Origin of the sequence: Pseudomonas fakonensis, from assembly GCF_019139895.1 — a bacterium.
Taxonomy (GTDB): Bacteria; Pseudomonadota; Gammaproteobacteria; order Pseudomonadales; family Pseudomonadaceae; genus Aquipseudomonas; species Aquipseudomonas fakonensis.
Map to the genome: position 1 here is coordinate 5,377,076 of NZ_CP077076.1, position 17,866 is coordinate 5,394,941.

Annotated in this window: 18 protein-coding genes; 9 read left to right on the forward strand and 9 right to left on the reverse strand. The window is 67.5% G+C overall.

Features of this window, described 5'->3' with window-relative positions; all coding sequences use genetic code 11:
- The first annotated feature begins 67 nt into the window (after positions 1 to 67).
- From KSS94_RS23715 to KSS94_RS23745, 7 genes are all read left to right on the forward strand, one after another.
- Entirely contained in the window at positions 68 to 1,417 is a 1,350-nt protein-coding gene (locus tag KSS94_RS23715; RefSeq protein ID WP_217840466.1) for a 3-oxoacyl-ACP reductase, read from the forward strand.
- 1 nt (position 1,418) lies between these two features.
- Positions 1,419 to 2,270 (forward strand): MaoC family dehydratase, encoded by an 852-nt coding sequence (locus KSS94_RS23720; protein ID WP_217840467.1) that lies wholly within the window; start codon positions 1,419 to 1,421, stop codon positions 2,268 to 2,270.
- A gap of 156 nt (positions 2,271 to 2,426) precedes the next feature.
- Positions 2,427 to 2,732, forward strand: a complete 306-nt coding sequence (locus tag KSS94_RS23725) for a MazG-like family protein (protein WP_217840468.1) — start codon at positions 2,427 to 2,429, stop codon at positions 2,730 to 2,732.
- Entirely contained in the window at positions 2,729 to 3,478 is a 750-nt protein-coding gene (locus KSS94_RS23730; protein WP_217840469.1) for a methyltransferase, read from the forward strand. Before KSS94_RS23725 ends, KSS94_RS23730 begins: the two co-directional genes overlap by 4 nt.
- 20 nt (positions 3,479 to 3,498) lie before the next feature.
- Complete coding sequence (locus tag KSS94_RS23735) at positions 3,499 to 4,128, forward strand: DUF4136 domain-containing protein (protein ID WP_217840470.1); 630 nt, start codon at positions 3,499 to 3,501, stop codon at positions 4,126 to 4,128.
- Positions 4,129 to 4,147: 19 nt separating this feature from the next.
- Positions 4,148 to 4,708 (forward strand): DUF4136 domain-containing protein, encoded by a 561-nt coding sequence (locus KSS94_RS23740; protein WP_217840471.1) that lies wholly within the window; start codon positions 4,148 to 4,150, stop codon positions 4,706 to 4,708.
- A gap of 158 nt (positions 4,709 to 4,866) precedes the next feature.
- Positions 4,867 to 6,804, forward strand: a complete 1,938-nt coding sequence (locus KSS94_RS23745) for a pilus assembly protein TadG-related protein (RefSeq protein ID WP_225935816.1) — start codon at positions 4,867 to 4,869, stop codon at positions 6,802 to 6,804.
- Here the strand turns inward: KSS94_RS23745 and KSS94_RS23750 are convergent.
- Both KSS94_RS23750 and KSS94_RS23755 read right to left on the reverse strand, forming a co-directional pair.
- Positions 6,789 to 9,404: a PAS domain-containing sensor histidine kinase gene (locus KSS94_RS23750; protein ID WP_217840472.1), complete on the reverse strand. Its 2,616-nt coding sequence runs from the start codon at positions 9,402 to 9,404 to the stop codon at positions 6,789 to 6,791. The genes KSS94_RS23745 and KSS94_RS23750 overlap by 16 nt on opposite strands.
- On the reverse strand, positions 9,401 to 9,844 hold the full coding sequence (locus KSS94_RS23755) for a TadE/TadG family type IV pilus assembly protein (RefSeq protein ID WP_217840473.1): 444 nt from the start codon (positions 9,842 to 9,844) through the stop codon (positions 9,401 to 9,403). Before KSS94_RS23755 ends, KSS94_RS23750 begins: the two co-directional genes overlap by 4 nt.
- A gap of 75 nt (positions 9,845 to 9,919) precedes the next feature.
- Between KSS94_RS23755 and KSS94_RS23760 the strand changes: the two genes are divergently transcribed.
- Both KSS94_RS23760 and KSS94_RS23765 read left to right on the forward strand, forming a co-directional pair.
- On the forward strand, positions 9,920 to 10,390 hold the full coding sequence (locus KSS94_RS23760) for an A24 family peptidase (RefSeq protein ID WP_217840474.1): 471 nt from the start codon (positions 9,920 to 9,922) through the stop codon (positions 10,388 to 10,390).
- A 121-nt stretch (positions 10,391 to 10,511) separates the two neighbouring features.
- Positions 10,512 to 11,288, forward strand: a complete 777-nt coding sequence (locus KSS94_RS23765) for a response regulator transcription factor (protein ID WP_225935817.1) — start codon at positions 10,512 to 10,514, stop codon at positions 11,286 to 11,288.
- A 33-nt stretch (positions 11,289 to 11,321) separates the two neighbouring features.
- Here the strand turns inward: KSS94_RS23765 and KSS94_RS23770 are convergent, their stop codons facing one another.
- The 7 genes from KSS94_RS23770 to KSS94_RS23800 form a co-directional block, all read right to left on the reverse strand.
- Positions 11,322 to 11,582, reverse strand: coding sequence for a DUF3613 domain-containing protein (locus KSS94_RS23770; protein WP_217840476.1), 261 nt, complete (start codon positions 11,580 to 11,582; stop codon positions 11,322 to 11,324).
- A 15-nt stretch (positions 11,583 to 11,597) separates the two neighbouring features.
- The gene (locus KSS94_RS23775) at positions 11,598 to 12,302 is read right to left on the reverse strand and encodes a tetratricopeptide repeat protein (RefSeq protein ID WP_217840477.1); all 705 of its coding nucleotides are present in this window, start codon (positions 12,300 to 12,302) and stop codon (positions 11,598 to 11,600) included.
- A 115-nt stretch (positions 12,303 to 12,417) separates the two neighbouring features.
- Positions 12,418 to 13,305, reverse strand: a complete 888-nt coding sequence (locus KSS94_RS23780; RefSeq protein WP_217840478.1) for a type II secretion system F family protein — start codon at positions 13,303 to 13,305, stop codon at positions 12,418 to 12,420.
- A 2-nt stretch (positions 13,306 to 13,307) separates the two neighbouring features.
- The gene (locus KSS94_RS23785) at positions 13,308 to 14,189 is read right to left on the reverse strand and encodes a type II secretion system F family protein (protein ID WP_217843656.1); all 882 of its coding nucleotides are present in this window, start codon (positions 14,187 to 14,189) and stop codon (positions 13,308 to 13,310) included.
- Positions 14,186 to 15,442 (reverse strand): TadA family conjugal transfer-associated ATPase, encoded by a 1,257-nt coding sequence (locus KSS94_RS23790; protein WP_217840479.1) that lies wholly within the window; start codon positions 15,440 to 15,442, stop codon positions 14,186 to 14,188. The genes KSS94_RS23785 and KSS94_RS23790 overlap by 4 nt, the downstream gene beginning before the upstream one ends.
- Positions 15,439 to 16,638 (reverse strand): CpaE/TadZ family protein, encoded by a 1,200-nt coding sequence (locus tag KSS94_RS23795; RefSeq protein ID WP_217840480.1) that lies wholly within the window; start codon positions 16,636 to 16,638, stop codon positions 15,439 to 15,441. The genes KSS94_RS23790 and KSS94_RS23795 overlap by 4 nt, the downstream gene beginning before the upstream one ends.
- A complete protein-coding gene (locus tag KSS94_RS23800; protein WP_217840481.1) occupies positions 16,635 to 17,861 on the reverse strand; it encodes a type II and III secretion system protein family protein in 1,227 nt (408 codons plus the stop codon). Before KSS94_RS23800 ends, KSS94_RS23795 begins: the two co-directional genes overlap by 4 nt.
- Positions 17,862 to 17,866 lie beyond the last annotated feature (5 nt).

Below are 17,866 nucleotides of genomic sequence, written 5' to 3' on the forward strand. Positions count from 1 at the left end.
CGTTTTTCGAACGACCCTGCCACAAACCTGGTCCACACTGCATGCTTGCCTTCAGGGAGACCCGTACATGAGCGACCGCTATATCGGCTTTGCCAACTCCACCCTCGGCCGGCGCCTGGTCGATGCCCTCGGCCTGCCGCGCCCGGTACCGCTGGAACGCTGGCAAGCCGGCCGCCTGCGCCCGGTCGAGGGCGCGCTGGTGCTCGGCGGCGGCCCGCTGGCCCGCGAGGTCGAGGCGATTGCCCCAAGGCTGACCGGCGAGTGCTACGCCTTCAACGACGAAAGCCTGGCCTCACCGGCCTGGGTCGCAGGCCTCGGGCCCAAGCTCAAGGCGTTGGTATTCGACGCCAGTCACCTGTCCGACAGCGACCAACTGCGCCAGTTGCGCGAATTCTTCCAGCCGCTACTGCGCAGCCTGGCGCCCTGCGCCCACGTGGTGATCCTCGGCCGCCCACCACAGGGCCTCAGCGCCCAGGCCAGCATCACCCAGCATGCCCTCGAAGGTTTCAGCCGCTCGCTGGGCAAGGAGCTGCGCCATGGCGCCACCGCCAACCTGCTGTATGTCGCCGAAGGCGCCGAGCAAGGCCTCGAAGGCGCCCTGCGCTTCTTCCTCTCACCCAAAAGCGCGTTCGTTTCCGGCCAGGTGCTGCACCTGGGCAACTGCGCCATCCAGGTCGAGGACTGGACCCGACCGCTCGCCGGGCGCCATGCCCTGGTCACCGGCGCCGCCCGCGGCATCGGCGCGGCCATCGCCGAAACCCTGGCCCGCGACGGCGCCTCGGTCACCCTGCTGGACGTCCCCCAGGCGCAACAGGACCTCGACGCCATCGCCGCACGCCTGGGTGGCCGTGCCCTGGCCCTGGACATCTGCGCAGGTGATGCCGCCGCGCAACTGGTCGAGGCGCTGCCCGACGGCCTGGATATCGTCGTGCATAACGCCGGCATCACCCGCGACAAGACCCTCGCCAACATGACCCCTGACTACTGGGATGCGGTGCTGGCAGTCAACCTCAGGGCCCCGCAGGTACTCACCCAGGCACTGCTGGACGCCGGCAAACTGCACGACGCCGCACGTATCACCCTGCTGGCCTCGGTCAGCGGCATCGCCGGCAACCGCGGCCAGGCCAACTATGCCGCCAGCAAGGCCGGGCTGATCGGCCTCGCCCAGGCCTGGGCTCCGGCCCTGGCCGAGCGCGGCATCAGCATCAACGCCATCGCCCCAGGCTTCATCGAAACCCACATGACCGCCGCCATGCCCATGGGCCTGCGCGAAGCCGGGCGACGCCTGAGCTCGCTCGGCCAGGGCGGCCTGCCGCAGGACGTCGCCGAGGCCATCGCCTGGCTCAGCCAGCCCGGCTCCGGCGCGATCAACGGCCAGGTGCTGCGGGTCTGCGGCCAAGCACTGATGGGGGCCTGACATGACCACGAACTGGCTCGACCTGCACCACCCGGACTCGCGCGCCAGCCTGTACCTGCGTGCGCTGGGCAAACGCAAGATCCGCGGCGAGCGCCTGCCCGACCAGGGCCTGCGCGGCTTCCTGCGGGTAGACCCGGCGAACCTTGCGGCCTACCGCAGGCTCTGCCACTTTGCCGACGACGGCCGCCTGCCAGGCACCTACCCCCACGTAATGGCCTTCGCCCTGCAACTGCAACTACTCACCGCACGCGACTTCCCCTTCCCGCTGCTGGGGCTGGTGCACCTGCACAACAGCATCGAGGTGCTGCGCCCGCTGGGCGGTATCGACGGGCTGCGCTTTGCGGTGCATGCCGACAACCTGCAGCCCCACGCCAAGGGCGGCACCTTCGACCTGGTGACCGTGGCCGAGGACGGCCTTGGCCTGCTATGGCGCGAGACCAGCCGCATGCTGGTGCGCGGGCTCAAACTCGAGGCCGGCGCAGCGCCCGCCGACGAAACCCTGCCGCAGGCACTGCCCGAGGCCACCCGCTGGTACGCCGACAGCGACATCGGCCGGCGCTATGCCCGAGTGTGCGGCGATTACAACCCGATCCACCTCAGCCCCCTAAGCGCCCGGCTTTTCGGCTTCCCCAAGGCCATCGCCCACGGCATGTGGACCAAGGCCATGGCCCTGGCCGCGTTGAAAGGCCACCTGCCCAAGGCCGGCTACGCCTTCGAGGTGGCGTTCCACAAGCCGGTACGCCTGCCGTCCGAAGTCATGCTCGGCGCCAGCGAGGCCGGCCCGTCGGGCCAACTGCGCCTGGACGGCCATGGCGCCCTGCTGCACATGACCGGCAGTTGGCACAGCTTGTAGCCAACGCACCCGGCCTCATCGCCGGCAAGCCGGCTCCTGCACAGACCGCGCCCCTGTAGGGGCCGGCTTGCCGGCGATGAGGCCCGCACAGGCAGATACCCCCCCTTGCTTTACATCGGAGCCCGCCGGAAGCTATGCACCATTAGGAGACCCCCGATGAACCTGCAAGAACTCACCGAACGCCTGCACCGCATCCGCGACACCAACGACTGGCGCGCCTTCCACAGCCCGAAAAACCTGGCCATGGCCGCCAGTGTCGAAATGGCCGAGCTGGTGGAGATCTTCCAGTGGCTGACCGAGAGCGAGTCACGCCAGCTGCCGGCAGACAAGCTCGCCCACGCCGGGCAAGAAGTCGGCGACATCGTCCTCTACCTGTTGCTGCTGTGCAGCGAACTGGGCCTGGACATGGACGAGGTGGTGCGGGCCAAGCTGGCCGACAGCGAGAGGCGCTTCGCCAAATGAACGACCGTCACTTCGATGAACTGGCCACCCGCTTTGCCGAGAAAATCTACGGCGGCGCCAAGGGCGCCATCCGCCTGGCCGTGTTGCAGGCCGACCTTGCCGAAACCCTGCCCGACCGCCCGCTGCGGGTGCTCGACATCGGCGCCGGCCTTGGTCACATGGCCTTGTGGCTGGCCCAGCGCGGCCACCAGCTGACCCTCGCCGAACCCGCCGCGCCCATGCTCGAAGGTGCCCGCGAGCGTTTCGCCGAGGCCGGCCAGCAGGCCACCTTCATCCAGGCCCCCTGGCAGGACCTGCTGGGCCAGCTCACCGAACCCTACGACCTGGTGCTGTGCCACGCCGTGCTTGAGTGGCTGGCCGAGCCCGAGGCCATCCTGCCGGTGCTGCACCAGCTGACCGCCCCCGGCGGCTGGTTGTCGCTGGCCTTCTACAACCGCGACGCGCTGGTTTACCGCAACCTGCTCAAGGGCCACTTCCGCAAGCTGCGCAGCAACCGCCTGGCCGGTGAAAAACAGAGCCTGACCCCGCAAAAACCCCTTGATCCACGTGACCTCAAGGCGCAACTTGAAACGGTGTGGCAGGTCGAAAGCGAAAGCGGCATTCGCGTGTTCCACGACTACATGCCCAAGGAGTTCCAGGGCAAGGCCGAACTGCTCGACCTGCTGGAAATGGAACTGGCCCACCGCCGTCACCCAAGCTTCGCAGGGCTTGGCCGCTACCTGCACTGGGTTTGTCGCCCGCTCTGAACCCAAGGCCAGGAGGACCCATGCGCTACCGCCCATTCTGCCTGGCCCTGCTTCCCCTGTTGCTGGCCGCCTGCCAGGGCAGCAACCCCTATGTCGCCAGCGGCAACCCCATCCCGCCGGCGCCGCCGCAGGCTGCCAGCACCTTCGATGCCAGTGCCTACCCGGCACCCGCCCGTAACTATGGCCGCTACCGCAGTTGGCGCTGGCATGACGGCCAGCAGCCTGGCGGCCTGGCCAGCACCGCCCCCGGCCAGCTCGCCACAGCAGTCAGCAGCGCACTGGACCAGCACGGCCTGCGCCCGGCCCATGGCAGCACCGCCGACCTGCTGGTGAGTGCCGACATTCGCCTGGAGCGGCGCCTGCGCCAGGTCCGCGACTATGACTATTACGACCCCTACTACGGCCCCGGCGCCGGTGTCGGCTTCGGTGGCTACCGCAACGGCTACGGGGCGTACGCCAGCGTACCCATCGTGCGTACCTACGAGGTGGAAGTGGTGGTGGTGCGCATCGACCTGTTCGACGCCCGCGACGGCCAGCCGGTGTGGAGTGGCAGTGCCGAAAGCGGCAGCGGCAAGGACTCGCCACGGGACCGTGAAAACGCCTTGCGCGAGTCGGTGAGCAAGGCGCTTAGCGGCTATCCTCCCAATTAATCGTTTACGGAGAACCATCATGTTGCGCCGTCTTGTTCTAGTGTCATGCGCCCTGTTGCTGGCTGCCTGTGCCAGCAACAATGTGCAGCAGGATTTCGATGCCAGCCGCGATTTTGCCGCCTACCGCAGCTGGGCCTGGCAGGAGCCGGGGTTGCAGTACCGCCCGGACGACCCGCGAATCAAGAGCGACCTCACCGAGCAGCGCATCCGCCAGGCGGTTGCCGGCCAGCTCGACCAGCGCGGCCTGCGGCCGGCCCAGGGCAACGCCAAGGCTGATGTGAAGGTGCGCGCCTACCTGATCGTCGAGCAGCGCCAGCAGCAGATCACCACCAACTACGGCGGTGCCTGGGGCGGCTATTGGGGAGGCTACTGGGGCGGGCCGATGTACAACGAAACCCGCAGCGTCGACTACAAGGTCGCCACCATCCAGATCGACCTGTTCGACGGCAAGGACGGCAAGCTGGTCTGGCGCGGCAGCGCCGAGCAGATCATGAACAACTACCCGCCCAGCCCCGAAGAACGCAACGCCGCCATCCAGAAAACCGTGACCCAGGTGCTGAGCAACTACCCGCCGCACTGAGCCGGCTTTTTACTGGCTGCACCGGCGATGGGGCCGGTGCAGCCAGCACAAGACATTTGCTCCCACAGGGTATAAGGCAAGGCAACCTGCCATCACCTTGACTACACTCCTCGCACAGCAGCCGCGCTGCCGGGCCTGTGGCCGGCAAAGGAGTGCCCGTGGTTCCCCGCTTCGCTGTACGCCAACGCGGCGCGATCGGCCTGATGGCCACGCTGACCCTGGGCATTGCCTTGCTGTTCATGCTGCTGGCCGTCGACAGCGGGCGCCTGTACCTGGAGCAGCGCAAACTGCAACGCATCGCCGACATGGCCGCCCTGGAGGCCGCCGGGCAAGGTGGCGTGTGCAGCGGCAGCGGCCCCCAGGCCACCAGCCTCGCCCGCGCCGCCGCCACCCGTAACGGCCACGCCACCAGCAACCCGCTGGTGGCCAGTTGCGGCTACCTGCAAACCGGCGCCGGCAGCTTGCGCAGCTTCACCAGCGACAATACCCGCAACGAAGCGATCAAGGTCGAGGTGCGCAACACCGTCACCACCAGCGTCGCCGGCGGCCTGTTCACCCTGGTCGAAGGCGACTTCCAACGCGCCAGCACCCTGCACGCCAGCGCCGTGGCCGCCAGCCCCATGCCGCCCCAGGCGATGCTCAGCATCCGCACCACCCTGGCCACCGTCAGCTCAAGCCAGGGCGCGCTGCTCAACGCCCTGACCAAGGCCCTGGGCGGCAACCTGCAACTGGACCTGGTGGGTTGGCAGGGGATGGCCAACACCCAGCTGAACCTGCTCAGCTACCTCGACCAGTTGGCCATCGACCTGAACCTGGCCGCCGGCGACTACCAGCAACTGCTTGGCCTGGACACCAGCGCCACAGTGCTGCTGCAAGCCGCGGCCAAGGTACTGCAGCGTGGTGGCGCCGCAGCCGACGTGGTCACCAACCTCGGCCGCCTGGCCGCCGACCTGCCTGCCGGTGGCCTGCAACTGGGGCAACTGCTGGACCTGCAAAACGGCACCGCCAAGGCTGGCCTGGACGCCAACCTGCAACTGCTGCAACTGGTGCAGGGAGTGATCCAGCTGGCGGCCAGCGAACGCGCCGCCTATGCCGAGCTGCCGATCAGCGTGCTGGGGCTGGTCAATGGCAAGGTGCAACTGCGGGTGATCGAGCCGCAGCAGGTGTCGGCGGTGGGCGACCCGCGCAGCGACGACCTGCGCGTGCACACCGCCCAGGTGCGGGCGCTGATCTCCCTCGACCTGCCGGTGCTCAACACCGTCAGCGGGCTGCTCAATGCCGTGCTGAACCTGGCAGGGCCGCTGACCAACGTGCTCAACAACCTGCTCAGTCTCAACCTGACCGGCACCCTTCAGTCGTTGACCTGTGCACTGCTCGTACCCTGCAAGGTCAGTGATATCGAGCTACTGAGTGGCGTCAACCAGATCCAGATCGGCCTGGAGGTCGCCGAAGCCACCAGCCGTCTGCGCCCAATGCCTCCTGACGCCTACACCTGTTCGCCCAAAACCCTGACCACGATCACCCAGCGTTCGGCGGCGAAAATCGCCATTGGCAAGTTCGACTCACCCCAAGCCTTCCTCGACCAAGGCACCACTACCGTCAAGGCACTGCCGCTAGTCGACATCGGTACCAATATTTGCACCCGTCTGCTGGTCCTCCAGTCCTGCGGCACCCGCGTCCCCTTCGCCGGCGGAGGCATCGGCCTGCGCATCGACAGCAAGGTGCTGGCCAACAGCCCCAGCGAAAAACCGCTGGTGTTCAGCAATCCGCCGAACATTGGCCTGGCGCCACTGTTCCAGAGCATGGACACCGACCAGTCACAGGTGGTCGCCAGCCTTGCCGACACCCTCGGCGGCATTCACCTGGAAGCCTACAAACCCACCGGCAACAGCGGCCTGGGCCAGGTAATGGCGCTCACCGCCGGCCTGCTCGACGGGGTGAAGAACATCCTCGAGCCGCTGATCAAGAACCTGCTTAGCCCCTTGCTCGACCCGTTGCTCAACACCCTGCTCAAAACCTTGGGCATTGACCTGGCCAACGCCCAGGTAGGCGCCAACCTCAGTTGCAGCAGTGGCAACGCTCAACTGGTGCTGTGAAGCGGCAGCTCCACCCGGAAGCACGCCCCCTCTTCGCCATTGGCCACCGTGAGGCGCCCGCCCATGTGGCTGACGATGCCATGGCTGACCGACAGCCCCAGGCCTGTACCAACGCCCGCCGGCTTGGTGGTGAAGAACGGCTCGAAGATGCGCTCGTGCAGGCCCTCGGCAATACCCCCACCGTTGTCCTCCACCAACAGGCTCAGGCGCCCGCCGTCCAGCTCCTGGCGCACGCGAATCCACGGCTGCGCGCGCCCTTGCTCCAGCAGCGCGTCGCGGGCATTGACCAGCAGGTTGATCAGCACCTGCTCCAACTGGTCCTGATGGCCGAGCACCTGGCTATGCTCACCCGGTGGCTCCAGGCACAGGCTCACACCCTTGCCGCGCAAGCCCTCCTCGAGCAACGCCCGGGCGCCCTCCACCGCACCCCAGGCCGCGAAGCTCTGGGTTTCCACCAGGGAGCGGCGGCCATACACGCGCATGTGCTGCACCAGCCGTTCGGCGCGTGCCACCTGGGCCTCGATACGCCGCAGCTTGGCCTCCAGCCATTCAGGCTCCGCCGTGCCCTGCTCCAGGCGCGTGAGAGCGTTGGCCACAGCCATGCGCATCACGTTCAGCGGCTGGTTGATCTCGTGCACAAGGCCTGTGGCCAGCTCGCCCAAGGTGGCCATCTTCGCGCCTTGCAACAATTGCTGCTGGCTGCGGCGCACCTCGGTGTTGTCACGCCCCACGGCCTGCACTTCCAGCAACTGGCCGTCACCATCGAACACACCGCGGTCGGCCCATACCCACCAGGCATTCTCACGCCCCGGCAATTGCAGGCAGATCTCGGCACTGCTCACCGGTTGTTCAGGCGTAAGCGCCGCCAGGCGCTGCTCAAACGCTTGGCGCTGGCTGTCGGACAACCACTGCCCCAGGTTTTCGCCCTGCAGTTGCTCAGGGGTGCGCTGCAGGTAATCGGCCAGTGGGCGGTTGGCGTATTGCAGAGTCAGGTCGGGCCGATAGCGGCAGATCATCGCCGGCGAGTCCTCCACCAACACCCGGTAGCGCTCCTCGCTCTGGCGCACACGTTCGGCGGCGTCGGTGGCCTCGCTGACATCCAGCCACAGGCCCACCACCTCGCGCGGCTGGCCCAGGTCGTCACGCAGCAGGCGCGCCTCATCGAGCATCCAGTGGTAGCCGCCGCGGGCATCGCGCAGGCGATAGCGGCAGCGCACCTGGCCATCGCGCAGCAGGGCACGGGTGCGCTCCAGCCACAGCGGGCGGTCGTCGGGGTGCACCGCCAACGCGGGCTGGCGCGCCTGCTCGCTGTCGGCCCCCCAGCCCAGCAGCGGCCCAAGGCTTGCGCTGTAAAAATCACTGTGCAGCGCGCCGTCGACATAGCGCTGCACGTAGATCACCGCTGGTGAACTGGCGATCAGGTTCTCGAGTCGCGCCTGGGCGGCGTCGGCCTGCTGTTGCTGCTGCTTGAGCGCGCTGATGTCCAGCACGAAGCCACGCAGGCAGTTGCCCTGGCGCTGGCCGGCCCAGTGCAACCAGCGCTGGCCGCCCTCGGCCAGGCGCACGCCAAGGCCCAGGGCATGCCCTTCGCGGGCCTGGGCCAAGGCCAGTTGCGCCGGCTCCCGGTCAGCAGGGTGCAACTGCGCCAGCCACTGCGCCAGGTTCATCTGCCGAGGAAGGCCGAACGACCCCGCTACCACAGGGTCCAGTTGCAAGTTGCCGTCCAGCGGCCATTCCCAACCGCCAGCCCCCAGTTGCTGCTGCAGGTGGTCAAGTTGGCGGCTCTGCTGCTGCAGTTGCTGGTGGCGAAGCCGCGCCAGCAGCGGCTCGGCCAGGGTCCGCGCCAGGGCTAGCGCCATGTCGTCCGGCGGGGGCTGCAGCACGTCTGCCCCCAACAGCCAGGCTTCGGCATCCTGGCCCTGGCGGTAGGGCACCAGCAACAGCGAGGCGCAGCCACACAAGGCCAGCAATTCGGGCTCATTGTGTATTTGCACCGGGGTTGCGGCCGGCCTGTGCGCCAGCCAGCCCTGCAGGCGTGCATCGTCCGGCCATGGCCACAGCGGGTCGCTGCTGGCGTAGCGGCGCCAGCCGTCAGCGGCGCGCAGCATCAGGCACAAGGCGCTGGCCTGCCAGTGCCCGGCCAATACCTGCAATTGCTCGCCGGTGGTCTGCGCCAGGCGCTCGGCGCCGCACTCGCGCAGGGCATGGCCGATTTCTCCGAACAGCGGGCGCTGGCGGTCCCAACGCTGCTCGCGCAAAAGGTCACCGATATCGAACAGCTGCAGCACCCAGCCCTGGCCATGGCGCTGCAGCCAGCCACGGGTCTGCAGGGCATGCCCGACCACCGTACGGAAGGCCAGGTCCAGGGGTTGCCCCTGCCAGTCACCCGGCTCGCCTTCCAGCACCAGCAGGCTGTGCGGCTCCAGGTAGTCCTGCACCCGGGCAGCGGCCTGGGTCGGGAGCGCCAGCAAGGTGCGCAGCGGGCCGGCCAGGCGCTGCACCCGGGCCTGGTCGTCGAGCCACAGCTGCAAACCGACCGCAGGCGGCGCCTGGGGCTCATCGGGCGCCGCGCGCCAGCGGTCGAACAGGCTACCGCTCATAGTTGCAGGCTCGCTTGTGCCTGCAGGCGCTCGGGCAGCTTCGGCACCTCGCCGATCAGCGGCAGCACCAGCACCGGCAGCACGCGCTCAAGGCGTTCGCGGGGGTAGTCGATGGCCACCGTCAGCAGCTTGTCCGCGTCCAGCGTCACCCGGGTGTCGGTGGCCACGCTGAAACCCAGGCTGGCCGGCATCCAGGCCAACTGCTGGCCGATCACCTGGCGCGCCAGACCCTGCACGTCCTGGCTGTAGGTGGCGCTGGCCGGGTCCACCGCCACGCAGCGGCGCACCGCCTCGCTGCTGGCCTGGTTGAACGACTGCAGCATCAGCATCGGCAGGGCATAGCTGACCAGCCCGTAGAACACTGCGAAAAACACCATGAATACCGCGACAAACTCGATGGCTGCCGCGCCTTTTTGCTGCCTTGCCGGGCTGGCTTGCATGATCGCGTCTACCCTGACGTTGAAACCTGTTGCAAAGCATAGAACCGTTCAACGAATAGGGATGGCGATTTGCCAATGCAAAGCATTGTTCTCCTGATGTGGCTTGCCTTGTGCACCGAACAAGATGTCCGTGAACGGCAGATTTCCAACACCCTCACCCTGGGTGTGGCCACCGGTGCGCTGGTGTGGCTGTTCGCTACCGGCCACAGCTGGATCGGCGCCGATGCCAGCGATGCCGGCTGGGCCCTGGCCATCGTCATGCTGCTCACCCTGCCCGGCTACATGCTCGGGCGCTTCGGTGCCGGCGACGTCAAGCTGATGGGCGCCCTGGCCCTCGCCACCAGCCCGCAATACGTGCTCGGCACCTTCATCGGCGCCGGCATCACCGTGGTCGCCTGGCTGCTCGGGCGGCGCCGGCTGTGGACCCTGCTCAACCCCAAGCTGAAAAAACGCCTGCAAAAGCTGGCCGAAGAAGTCGGCGACAAGCAGCCCTTCGCCCCTTACGTATTGGTGGGTTTCTTGCTGACGGCGGTATGGATCCAATAACCGGCTGAACTGCCGGATGACGTCTACAGTCCATGTACATAGTTGCAAAGTGCGACTACCTTTGTTGCTGCCAGAGCGACTTGGCCCGGGAGCAGGGCCGAAACAACAGGGAGTTGAGCTTGTGAACAAGTCCGTCAGTGAGGTGAAAGTCCTGGTTGTCGACGACCAGCCGTTGATCGTCGAAGAGCTGTGCGAGTACCTGGAGGGCGAAGGCTACCGCTGCGTGCCGGCCCACTCCACCGACCAGGCCATCGAACGTTACCGCGCCGATGACCATATCGGCCTGGTGCTGTGCGACCTGCACATGCCCGAGCGCGATGGCATTGAGCTGGTACGTGCACTCAAGCAGATCGCCGGCAACCAGCGCATGTTCGAAGCCATCATGCTCACCGGCCGGGCCGAAAAGCAGGATGTGATCCGCGCCCTGCGCGAAGGTTTTGCCGATTACTACCAAAAGCCCATGGACCTCGACGAGTTGCTCGAAGGCCTGCGCCGCCAGGAAGAAGCGCTGCTGGAGCGGCGCCGCAACTTCCGCGAGCTGGGCAGCCTCAACCAGCGCCTGCAAGAGCTGGCCGAGTCCATCGACGACCTCTACCAGGACCTGGAAAAGGCCCGCGGCCAGGGCACCCATCGGCGCGCCACCGACACGGACGACAGCGAACCAGAGCTGCCAGCGGCGTTCGAGAAGCTGTCACCACGCCAGCTGGAAGTGGCCCGCCTGGTCAGCAAGGGCAAGACCAACTACCAGATCGCCTGCGAGCTGGGCATCACCGAAAACACGGTGAAGCTGTACGTCTCGCAGGTGCTGCGCCTGACCCACATGCACAACCGCACGCAGTTGGCGCTGGCGCTGACGCCGCGCTCGTCGCCGGTGCATCAGCGCTTCACTACCCATTAGTGCCCCTGTAGGAGCCGGCTGCCTGCAAGCGCTTCAATTGTTCGAAGAGTCCACCTTGCTCCAGCGATAAAAATCCGGAATCGCATACTTGTAGCTGTCCAACCAGCGCTGCATGGCCTGGTCGCGCTCCTTGTCGGTCTGCACCTGCGGTGTCGGCGAGGCCTGGCGGTTGCTGGCCTGTACCTTCAACCAGGTTTCAGTGGCCGTCTCATCCTGTGCCTGGCGCGGCGGCTCTTGCGCCAGCGCCGCCACAGGCATCAGCAAACAGGCCCACAGAGTCCACGGTTTGATCATCACTCACCTCCCCGATCAGTTGAGCACTGCAGCCGGCGGCTGCGCGCTGGCGGCCAATGCCCCGCGTCCGCTGGCCTTGAGCTGCCGGGCACGGGCCTGGGCCTCGGCAAACTGCGCAGGCCCCAGGCGCAGGCGCTTGACCAGGTCCTCGGCCTGGCTCCAGTTGTCCTGCACCAGCGACAGCGTCACCAGGTTGATCGCCGGCAGCGGGTTGTCGTCTTTCAGTTCGATGGCCGTGAGGAACTCGAAGCGCGCCTGTTCGTGGTACCCCAGGTTCATCTGCACCACACCCAGGTCGTTGCGCACCTTCTCGTCGGTGGGCGCCAGGCGCACGGCCCGATGCAGGTTGCGCAGCGCCTGCACATCGTCGCCACGGGCCGAGGCCAGCTGGCCAAGGCCATGCTCGCCTTCAGCCGCCAGGCAGCCGCCGAGCAGGCTGCGGTACAACGGCTCGGCCTCGCTGCGCCCGAGCACGCGCGACACCCGGGCCTTGCGCAGGCGCACCTGGTCAAGGCTGTCCGGCAGTTGCTCAAGGTGCGCAAGGCCTGCGTGGGGGCGGCCCTCGTTGATCATCTGGTCGGCCAGGTCCAGGCTCATCTGCTGGTCGGCATCGGGCTTGGCGCAACTGCCGCCGCCGAACACCCGGGCCAGGCCGTCGGGTTGCTGGCCGGCGCAGCCGGTGAGCAACAGCAGACCGCTGAAGACAAGGATCGCTTTCATCGCCTCTTCCTTTTGAACGATACACAACCTGTAGGAGCCGGCTTGCCGGCGATCACCGGCATAGCCGGTGCCATCCACTCCGGCCCCATCGCCGGCAAGCCGGCGCCTACAGGCGTCACGCCCCCAACGCCCGCGCCAACGCCGAAAGCCCAGGCCCGGCCAGCACGATCAGCAAGGCCGGGAACAGAAACACCATCATCACCGCCGACATCTTCGCCGACATCTTCGACACCCGCTCCTGCAGCCCGGTCAGGCGCCGGTCGTCGAGCAGCTCCTTGAGCGCCTGCAACGACTTCATCGAGCCGCTGCCCTGCACCAATAATTGCTGCAGGATCACGCAGGTGTCGATCAACTCGTCCACCGCCAGCAGCCGCGCGGCTTTTTCCAGCTCCGGCCCCAGGGCCAGCCCCGAATCGACCCGCTGCAACACCTGGCGCAGCTCGGCGCTGATGTGCGGCACCAGGGTGCGGCCCTCATGGGCGAGCACCCGCAGCGCCTGTTCAACGGCAAGGCCGGTCTCGAACAGGATGCGCAACAGCGGAATCATCAGCCCCACCTCGACGGCGATCCTGCGCTGGCGCCTGGCGGCGGCGGCGGCCAGCAGGCGCTTGGGCAGCAGGTAGCCGGCCCCCAGCGCGCACAGCACCAGCACGCTCCAATGCCCGCGCCGCTCGCCCGGCAAGCCATGCACCATCAACAGCACCGCCCCGGTGGCCAGCAGCGGCAGGCCCAGTTGCACCGCGGCAAACAGCGCGCGCTGGCGAGTGCGGCGCCAGCCCAGGCGGTCGAGCAAGGCCTGGGTTTCGCTGTCCAGCCGTTGCAGGCGCTGGCCCAGCGGGCTGCTGCCCAGCCAATGCAACCATTCGCCCAAGCGCTCGTCGCGCCCCAGTCGGCCCTGCAGGCGCCGCGCGATGCGCTGCTGGCCGCGCCATTGCCGAGCGGCGTGCAAGGCCAACAGGGTGAAGCCTGCAAACAGGCACAGTGCGCAAATCAACAGGGCCATGCTCACAGGCTCCTCATCATGCGCCACAGCACAAGGCAGCCAAGTGCCTGCAGGGCGAAGGCGAACAGCAGCATCATCTGGCCGTGGCTGTCGCGCCACATGGCCAGCAGGTAACCAGGGTTGGCCATCAGGAAGTAGCCGACCATGGCCAGCGGCAGCACACCCAGAATCCAGGCGGTGATGCGGGTTTCACCGGTCATCGCACGCAACTGCCGGCCACCCTGCTCGCGCTCGCGAATCAGTTTGATCAGGTTCTCCAGCAACTCGCTGGCGTTGCCGCCATGGCGCTGGTTGATGCGCAGGCCCAGGGCGAACAGGCGCAGCTCGTCCTGGCGGTACAGCTCGGCCAGCTCATTCACCGCATCGTCCAGCGGCACGCCCAACTGCACGTTGCGCCGCACCCGCAGCATGGCCGAACGCAGCGGTTCGCGGGTGGCGTCGATGCCGCCCAGCACCGCGTCGTTGAGGGTGCGCCCGGCCTTGAGGCTACGCACGCTGTAGTCGAGCAAGCCAGGCAACTGCTGGATGATCCGTTGCAGCCGGCGGCGGTAGCGCCAGCTCAAGGCGAGGTAACCCAGCAGCGGCAGCCCGAGCAGCACCAACAGCGCCGCCGCCCCGCCCGCCAGCAGCGCCGCCAGTAGCACCGCCCCCAGCCAGGCCAGCAGCCACGGCCGCAGGCTGAACTCGCCTTGGGCCAAGCCCGCCCGTTGCAGCAGCGGGTCGAGCCAGTCACGCCGGGCGCTGGCGCTGCGCACCACGCGGTAGGCCTGGCCCAGGCGCAGGAGGATGCGTTCCTCGCCACGTTTGTGCAGGCCCAGGCGCAGCAAAAACAGCGCCGCGCCCAGCAGCAGCGGCGCCAGGGCCAACAGCAGCGGCCCCATCAGTACAGGCCCTCGTGGCGCATTTTCTCGCCGGCCGGGTTCGGCGCCTCGCGCAAAAAGCCTTCGCCGCTACGCCGGTCAAGGCGGAACAACACGTTAGTGACATACACGTCGTCACGCACCCCGACCACTTCGAGAATTTCGCTCACGCAGCGCCGGCCATCCGCCAGCCGGGTCAGCTGGATCACCACATCCAGCGCTGCACAGACCATCTGGCGCAGGGTCTTCTCCGCCACTTGGCGGCCGGTCAGCCCCACCAGCGTCTCCAGGCGCAGCAGGGCATCCTGGGCATTGTTGGCGTGCACCGTGCTCATCGAGCCATCGTGGCCGGTGTTCATCGCGGTCAGCACATCGACCACCTCGGCACCGCGAATCTCGCCGAGGATGATGCGGTCAGGGCGCATGCGCAGGGCGTTGCGGATCAGCTCGCTGGCCTTGATCTCGCCATGGCCCTCGGCGTTGGGCGGGCGGGTTTCCAGGCGCACCACGTGGGGGTGGTGCAACTGCAGCTCGGCCACATCCTCGATGGTCACCAACCGCTCCTGGGGGGCGATCATCTGGCTGAGGATGTTCAGCAACGTGGTCTTGCCGGTACCGGTGCCGCCGCTCACAAGAATGTTGCAGCGCCGGCCGACGGCACGCTCGAAAAAGTCGAAGATGGCCTGGTCGATGGCCCGGGTGGCCAGAAGGTCGGCGCTTTTGAGCATGTCCTGGCGGAACTTGCGGATCGACAGGCACGGCCCGTCCAGCGCCACCGGCGGGATGATCGCATTCACCCGGCTGCCGTCGGGCATGCGCGCATCGACCATGGGCGACGATTCATCCAGGCGCCGCCCCAGGGGCGCAAGGATGCGCTGCATCACCCGCTGCACGTGGTGCGCGTCGATAAAGCGCAAATCGGTCAGTTGCAACAGGCCGGCGCGCTCGACGAACACCCGGTAGGGGCCATTGACCAGAATCTCGGTGACGCTGGGGTCGCGCAGCAGTACTTCCAGCGGGCCGTAGCCGGTCAGCTCGTCGACGATCTCCTCGCCCAGGCGCTCCATTTCATAGCGCGACAGGGCCAGGCGCAGGCGCGCCACATAATCGCCCACCTGTTCCAGGACAAACTGCGCCAGGGCTGGTCGCGCGCCCTCGAGCAGGTTGCGGCCGCTGTCCTCGATGGCATCGATCACATGCCGGTGCAGCGCGCGCTTGAGCACATGGGGGTCATTGCTGGCGTGGCGCGCGCCACCGAAGGGTTGTTCCTGGCTCATCGGCTCCCCCACAGGCGGCGCAGCCAGGTGTTGTTGGGCTTGCCGAGGTTTTCCGAACGCCGCGCCAGGCGCTCGCCCAGGCTGCGCAGGGCCTGGGTAAGGGGCTCGCGGGGAGCCAGTTCGAACAGGCTCAGGCCCTGGTTCTTGGCATTCAGGCGAACCTCGGGGCTGAACGGCAGCACCCGCAGCAATGGCAACCCGTAGCGCTTGGCCAGGGCCTCGGCATCGGGCGCCACCTGGCGCATGAAGCGGTCCACCAGCACGCTCGCGTGCTCAAGCTTGATGCCACGGTCGCGCCAGTGCTCCAGCACCTCCAGGTTGCGCCGGCAATCGAGGATGTTCTGATCGGTGTACAGGATCAGCTTGTCGCAGTGGCTGATGATGGTACGCAGCGCCTCGCTGTCGATCTGCCCGGTGAGGTTCACCACGATGTGCTGAAAGTGTTGGCGCAGGGCGCTGAGCAGCATGTACAGCTCGGCGGCGCTGGTGTTTTTCATCGGCTCGTCGCCGCTGGCGTAGGCAAGGATGCGCAGGCCGCACTTGTCGCGGGTGAAGGCACTGTCGATCAGCGTGGCGTCGAGCCTGCGCAAATGGCGCAGGGCATCGCCGAAGTGAAACGACGCCTCCAGCCCAAGCAACGCCAGGCTGTCGCCGCGCGGCAGGCCGAGGTCGAGCAGCAGGGTCTGCTGGCCGCTCTCCTGTACCACCCGCGCCAGGTGCGTGGTCAGCAGCGCGCCGTCGGCGCTGCGCTGGGCCCCGAACAACACGGTCAGGCCGCCCAGGCTGGGGTTGCTGGTGACCGTCGGCAAGCGCTTGCCCAGGCGCCGCACCAGCCCGGCCACTTCGCTGGCCCGTGAGCCGTAGGCGACGAAATCCCGCGCCCCGGCACGCATGGCGTGCAGCACCAACTGGTTGTCCATGCCGTCACCCAGGGCGACGATGGCCAGCATCGGCTTGGCCTCCAGCATGCCCTCGATCAGCGCGCACTGGCTGACCAGTTGCTCGCGGTCCAGGCCGATGAACACCAGGTTGCTGAAGGTCACGTCGACCAGCGCCAGCAGCTCGTCGAGGCTGCCGCCGCTGCCCCCGCTGGCGCCGATCACCTGCCCCAACGGCGCCAGCGCCCCCTGCAGCCAGCTCAGGTCGTCCTCGTTGCGGGTCAGGGCGAGGTAGGTGTGGTTTGCGCGATCGCTCATTGGGACAACCCGCCACGGCCTTCGAAGTTGCCGTTCTCCATGAAGTACAAGCGCCCCCAGCTGGGGTCGTAGGTGCGCAGCGCCTCGCCGGGCAGCTCGGGCAGCCGGGCATTGGCCGCCAGCGGCTGCACCAGGTGCGGGGTGACGATCATCAGCAGTTCGGTCTCTTCGCGGTTGAGGGTCGACTGGCGGAAGAACGCACCGATGATCGGCAGGTTGCCCAGCCCCGGCAGCTTGTCGACGTTCGAGCGCACGTTGCTGCTGATCAGGCCGCTGATGACGAAGCTTTCACCGTCGGCCAGGGAGATGCTGGTATCGGTGCGCCGCACGGTGAGCGCCGGCACCTGGGTGCCGGCGATGGTCACCGCGTTGCTGAAGTCCAGTTCGCTGACCTCGGGCGCCACCTTGAGGGTGATACGGTCGCGACTGACCACGGTGGGGGTCAGCGCCAGGCGTACACCGAACTCCTTGTACTCGATCGAGACGTTGTCACTGCCGCTGCTGGGCACCGGTATCGGCACCTCGCCGCCGGCCAGAAAGCTTGCCGTCAGGCCGCTGAGCACGGTCAGGCTGGGGCGCGCCAAGGTGTAGGCGAAGCCACTGTTCTCAAGGGCGTTGATCATCGCCAGGAAGCGCCCGTTGTTGCCGCCCAGGACAATATTGAAGACGTCGTCGTCAAGCACTGCGCCCGGCAGCACGGTCGGGCGCACCGTTGCCCCGGGCACTGTGCCGGGGGAGCCGATCAGGCTGTTGGAGCCCTTGAAGAACAACCGGGTGCCGGCCTCCTTGTACTTGGTGCGGCGCACCTCGACAAAACGAATGTCGGCCTGCACCTGGGTCGGCAGCTCGGCCTGGGCCCCTGGCAAGGGCTGCACTTCGGCCATGTCGGTGCTGGCCCGGCCCTTGACGAACAGCATCGCCCGGTGCGGCGCCGAGGTGCAGGCGGTCCACAACATCAAGCTGGTAGTGCCCTGCCCCACGGCGGTCAGCAGCACGGCGCGATCGCCACTGGGCTGTACATCGGCCACCTTGGGCTCACCTACTGCTGCCCGGGTAATGGCCACCGGCAGGCGCAGTTCCTGCTGCAGGCCCTGGTCCATCTCGATCACCGAGGGCAACTGGTCAAACCCGGCGCAGCTCTTGCTGGCCGCCTGGGCAACGGGCAGCAAGACCAGGCACAACAGCGGGGAAAGCGGCATCAAACGACGCAACGTACTACGCATGGGTG

What these genes read in the sequence shown, in the direction of transcription:
- KSS94_RS23750 (WP_217840472.1), bottom strand. Translation starts at nt 9,404, where the DNA reads ATGAGCGGTAGCCTGTTCGACCGCTGGCGCGCGGCGCCCGATGAGCCC.
- KSS94_RS23730 (WP_217840469.1), top strand. Translation starts at nt 2,729, where the DNA reads ATGAACGACCGTCACTTCGATGAACTGGCCACCCGCTTTGCCGAGAAA.
- KSS94_RS23735 (WP_217840470.1), top strand. Translation starts at nt 3,499, where the DNA reads ATGCGCTACCGCCCATTCTGCCTGGCCCTGCTTCCCCTGTTGCTGGCC.
- KSS94_RS23780 (WP_217840478.1), bottom strand. Translation starts at nt 13,305, where the DNA reads ATGGCCCTGTTGATTTGCGCACTGTGCCTGTTTGCAGGCTTCACCCTG.
- KSS94_RS23795 (WP_217840480.1), bottom strand. Translation starts at nt 16,638, where the DNA reads ATGAGCGATCGCGCAAACCACACCTACCTCGCCCTGACCCGCAACGAG.
- KSS94_RS23725 (WP_217840468.1), top strand. Translation starts at nt 2,427, where the DNA reads ATGAACCTGCAAGAACTCACCGAACGCCTGCACCGCATCCGCGACACC.
- KSS94_RS23800 (WP_217840481.1), bottom strand. Translation starts at nt 17,861, where the DNA reads ATGCGTAGTACGTTGCGTCGTTTGATGCCGCTTTCCCCGCTGTTGTGC.
- KSS94_RS23720 (WP_217840467.1), top strand. Translation starts at nt 1,419, where the DNA reads ATGACCACGAACTGGCTCGACCTGCACCACCCGGACTCGCGCGCCAGC.
- KSS94_RS23775 (WP_217840477.1), bottom strand. Translation starts at nt 12,302, where the DNA reads ATGAAAGCGATCCTTGTCTTCAGCGGTCTGCTGTTGCTCACCGGCTGC.
- KSS94_RS23755 (WP_217840473.1), bottom strand. Translation starts at nt 9,844, where the DNA reads ATGCAAGCCAGCCCGGCAAGGCAGCAAAAAGGCGCGGCAGCCATCGAG.
- KSS94_RS23760 (WP_217840474.1), top strand. Translation starts at nt 9,920, where the DNA reads ATGCAAAGCATTGTTCTCCTGATGTGGCTTGCCTTGTGCACCGAACAA.
- KSS94_RS23740 (WP_217840471.1), top strand. Translation starts at nt 4,148, where the DNA reads ATGTTGCGCCGTCTTGTTCTAGTGTCATGCGCCCTGTTGCTGGCTGCC.
- KSS94_RS23715 (WP_217840466.1), top strand. Translation starts at nt 68, where the DNA reads ATGAGCGACCGCTATATCGGCTTTGCCAACTCCACCCTCGGCCGGCGC.
- KSS94_RS23770 (WP_217840476.1), bottom strand. Translation starts at nt 11,582, where the DNA reads ATGATCAAACCGTGGACTCTGTGGGCCTGTTTGCTGATGCCTGTGGCG.
- KSS94_RS23790 (WP_217840479.1), bottom strand. Translation starts at nt 15,442, where the DNA reads ATGAGCCAGGAACAACCCTTCGGTGGCGCGCGCCACGCCAGCAATGAC.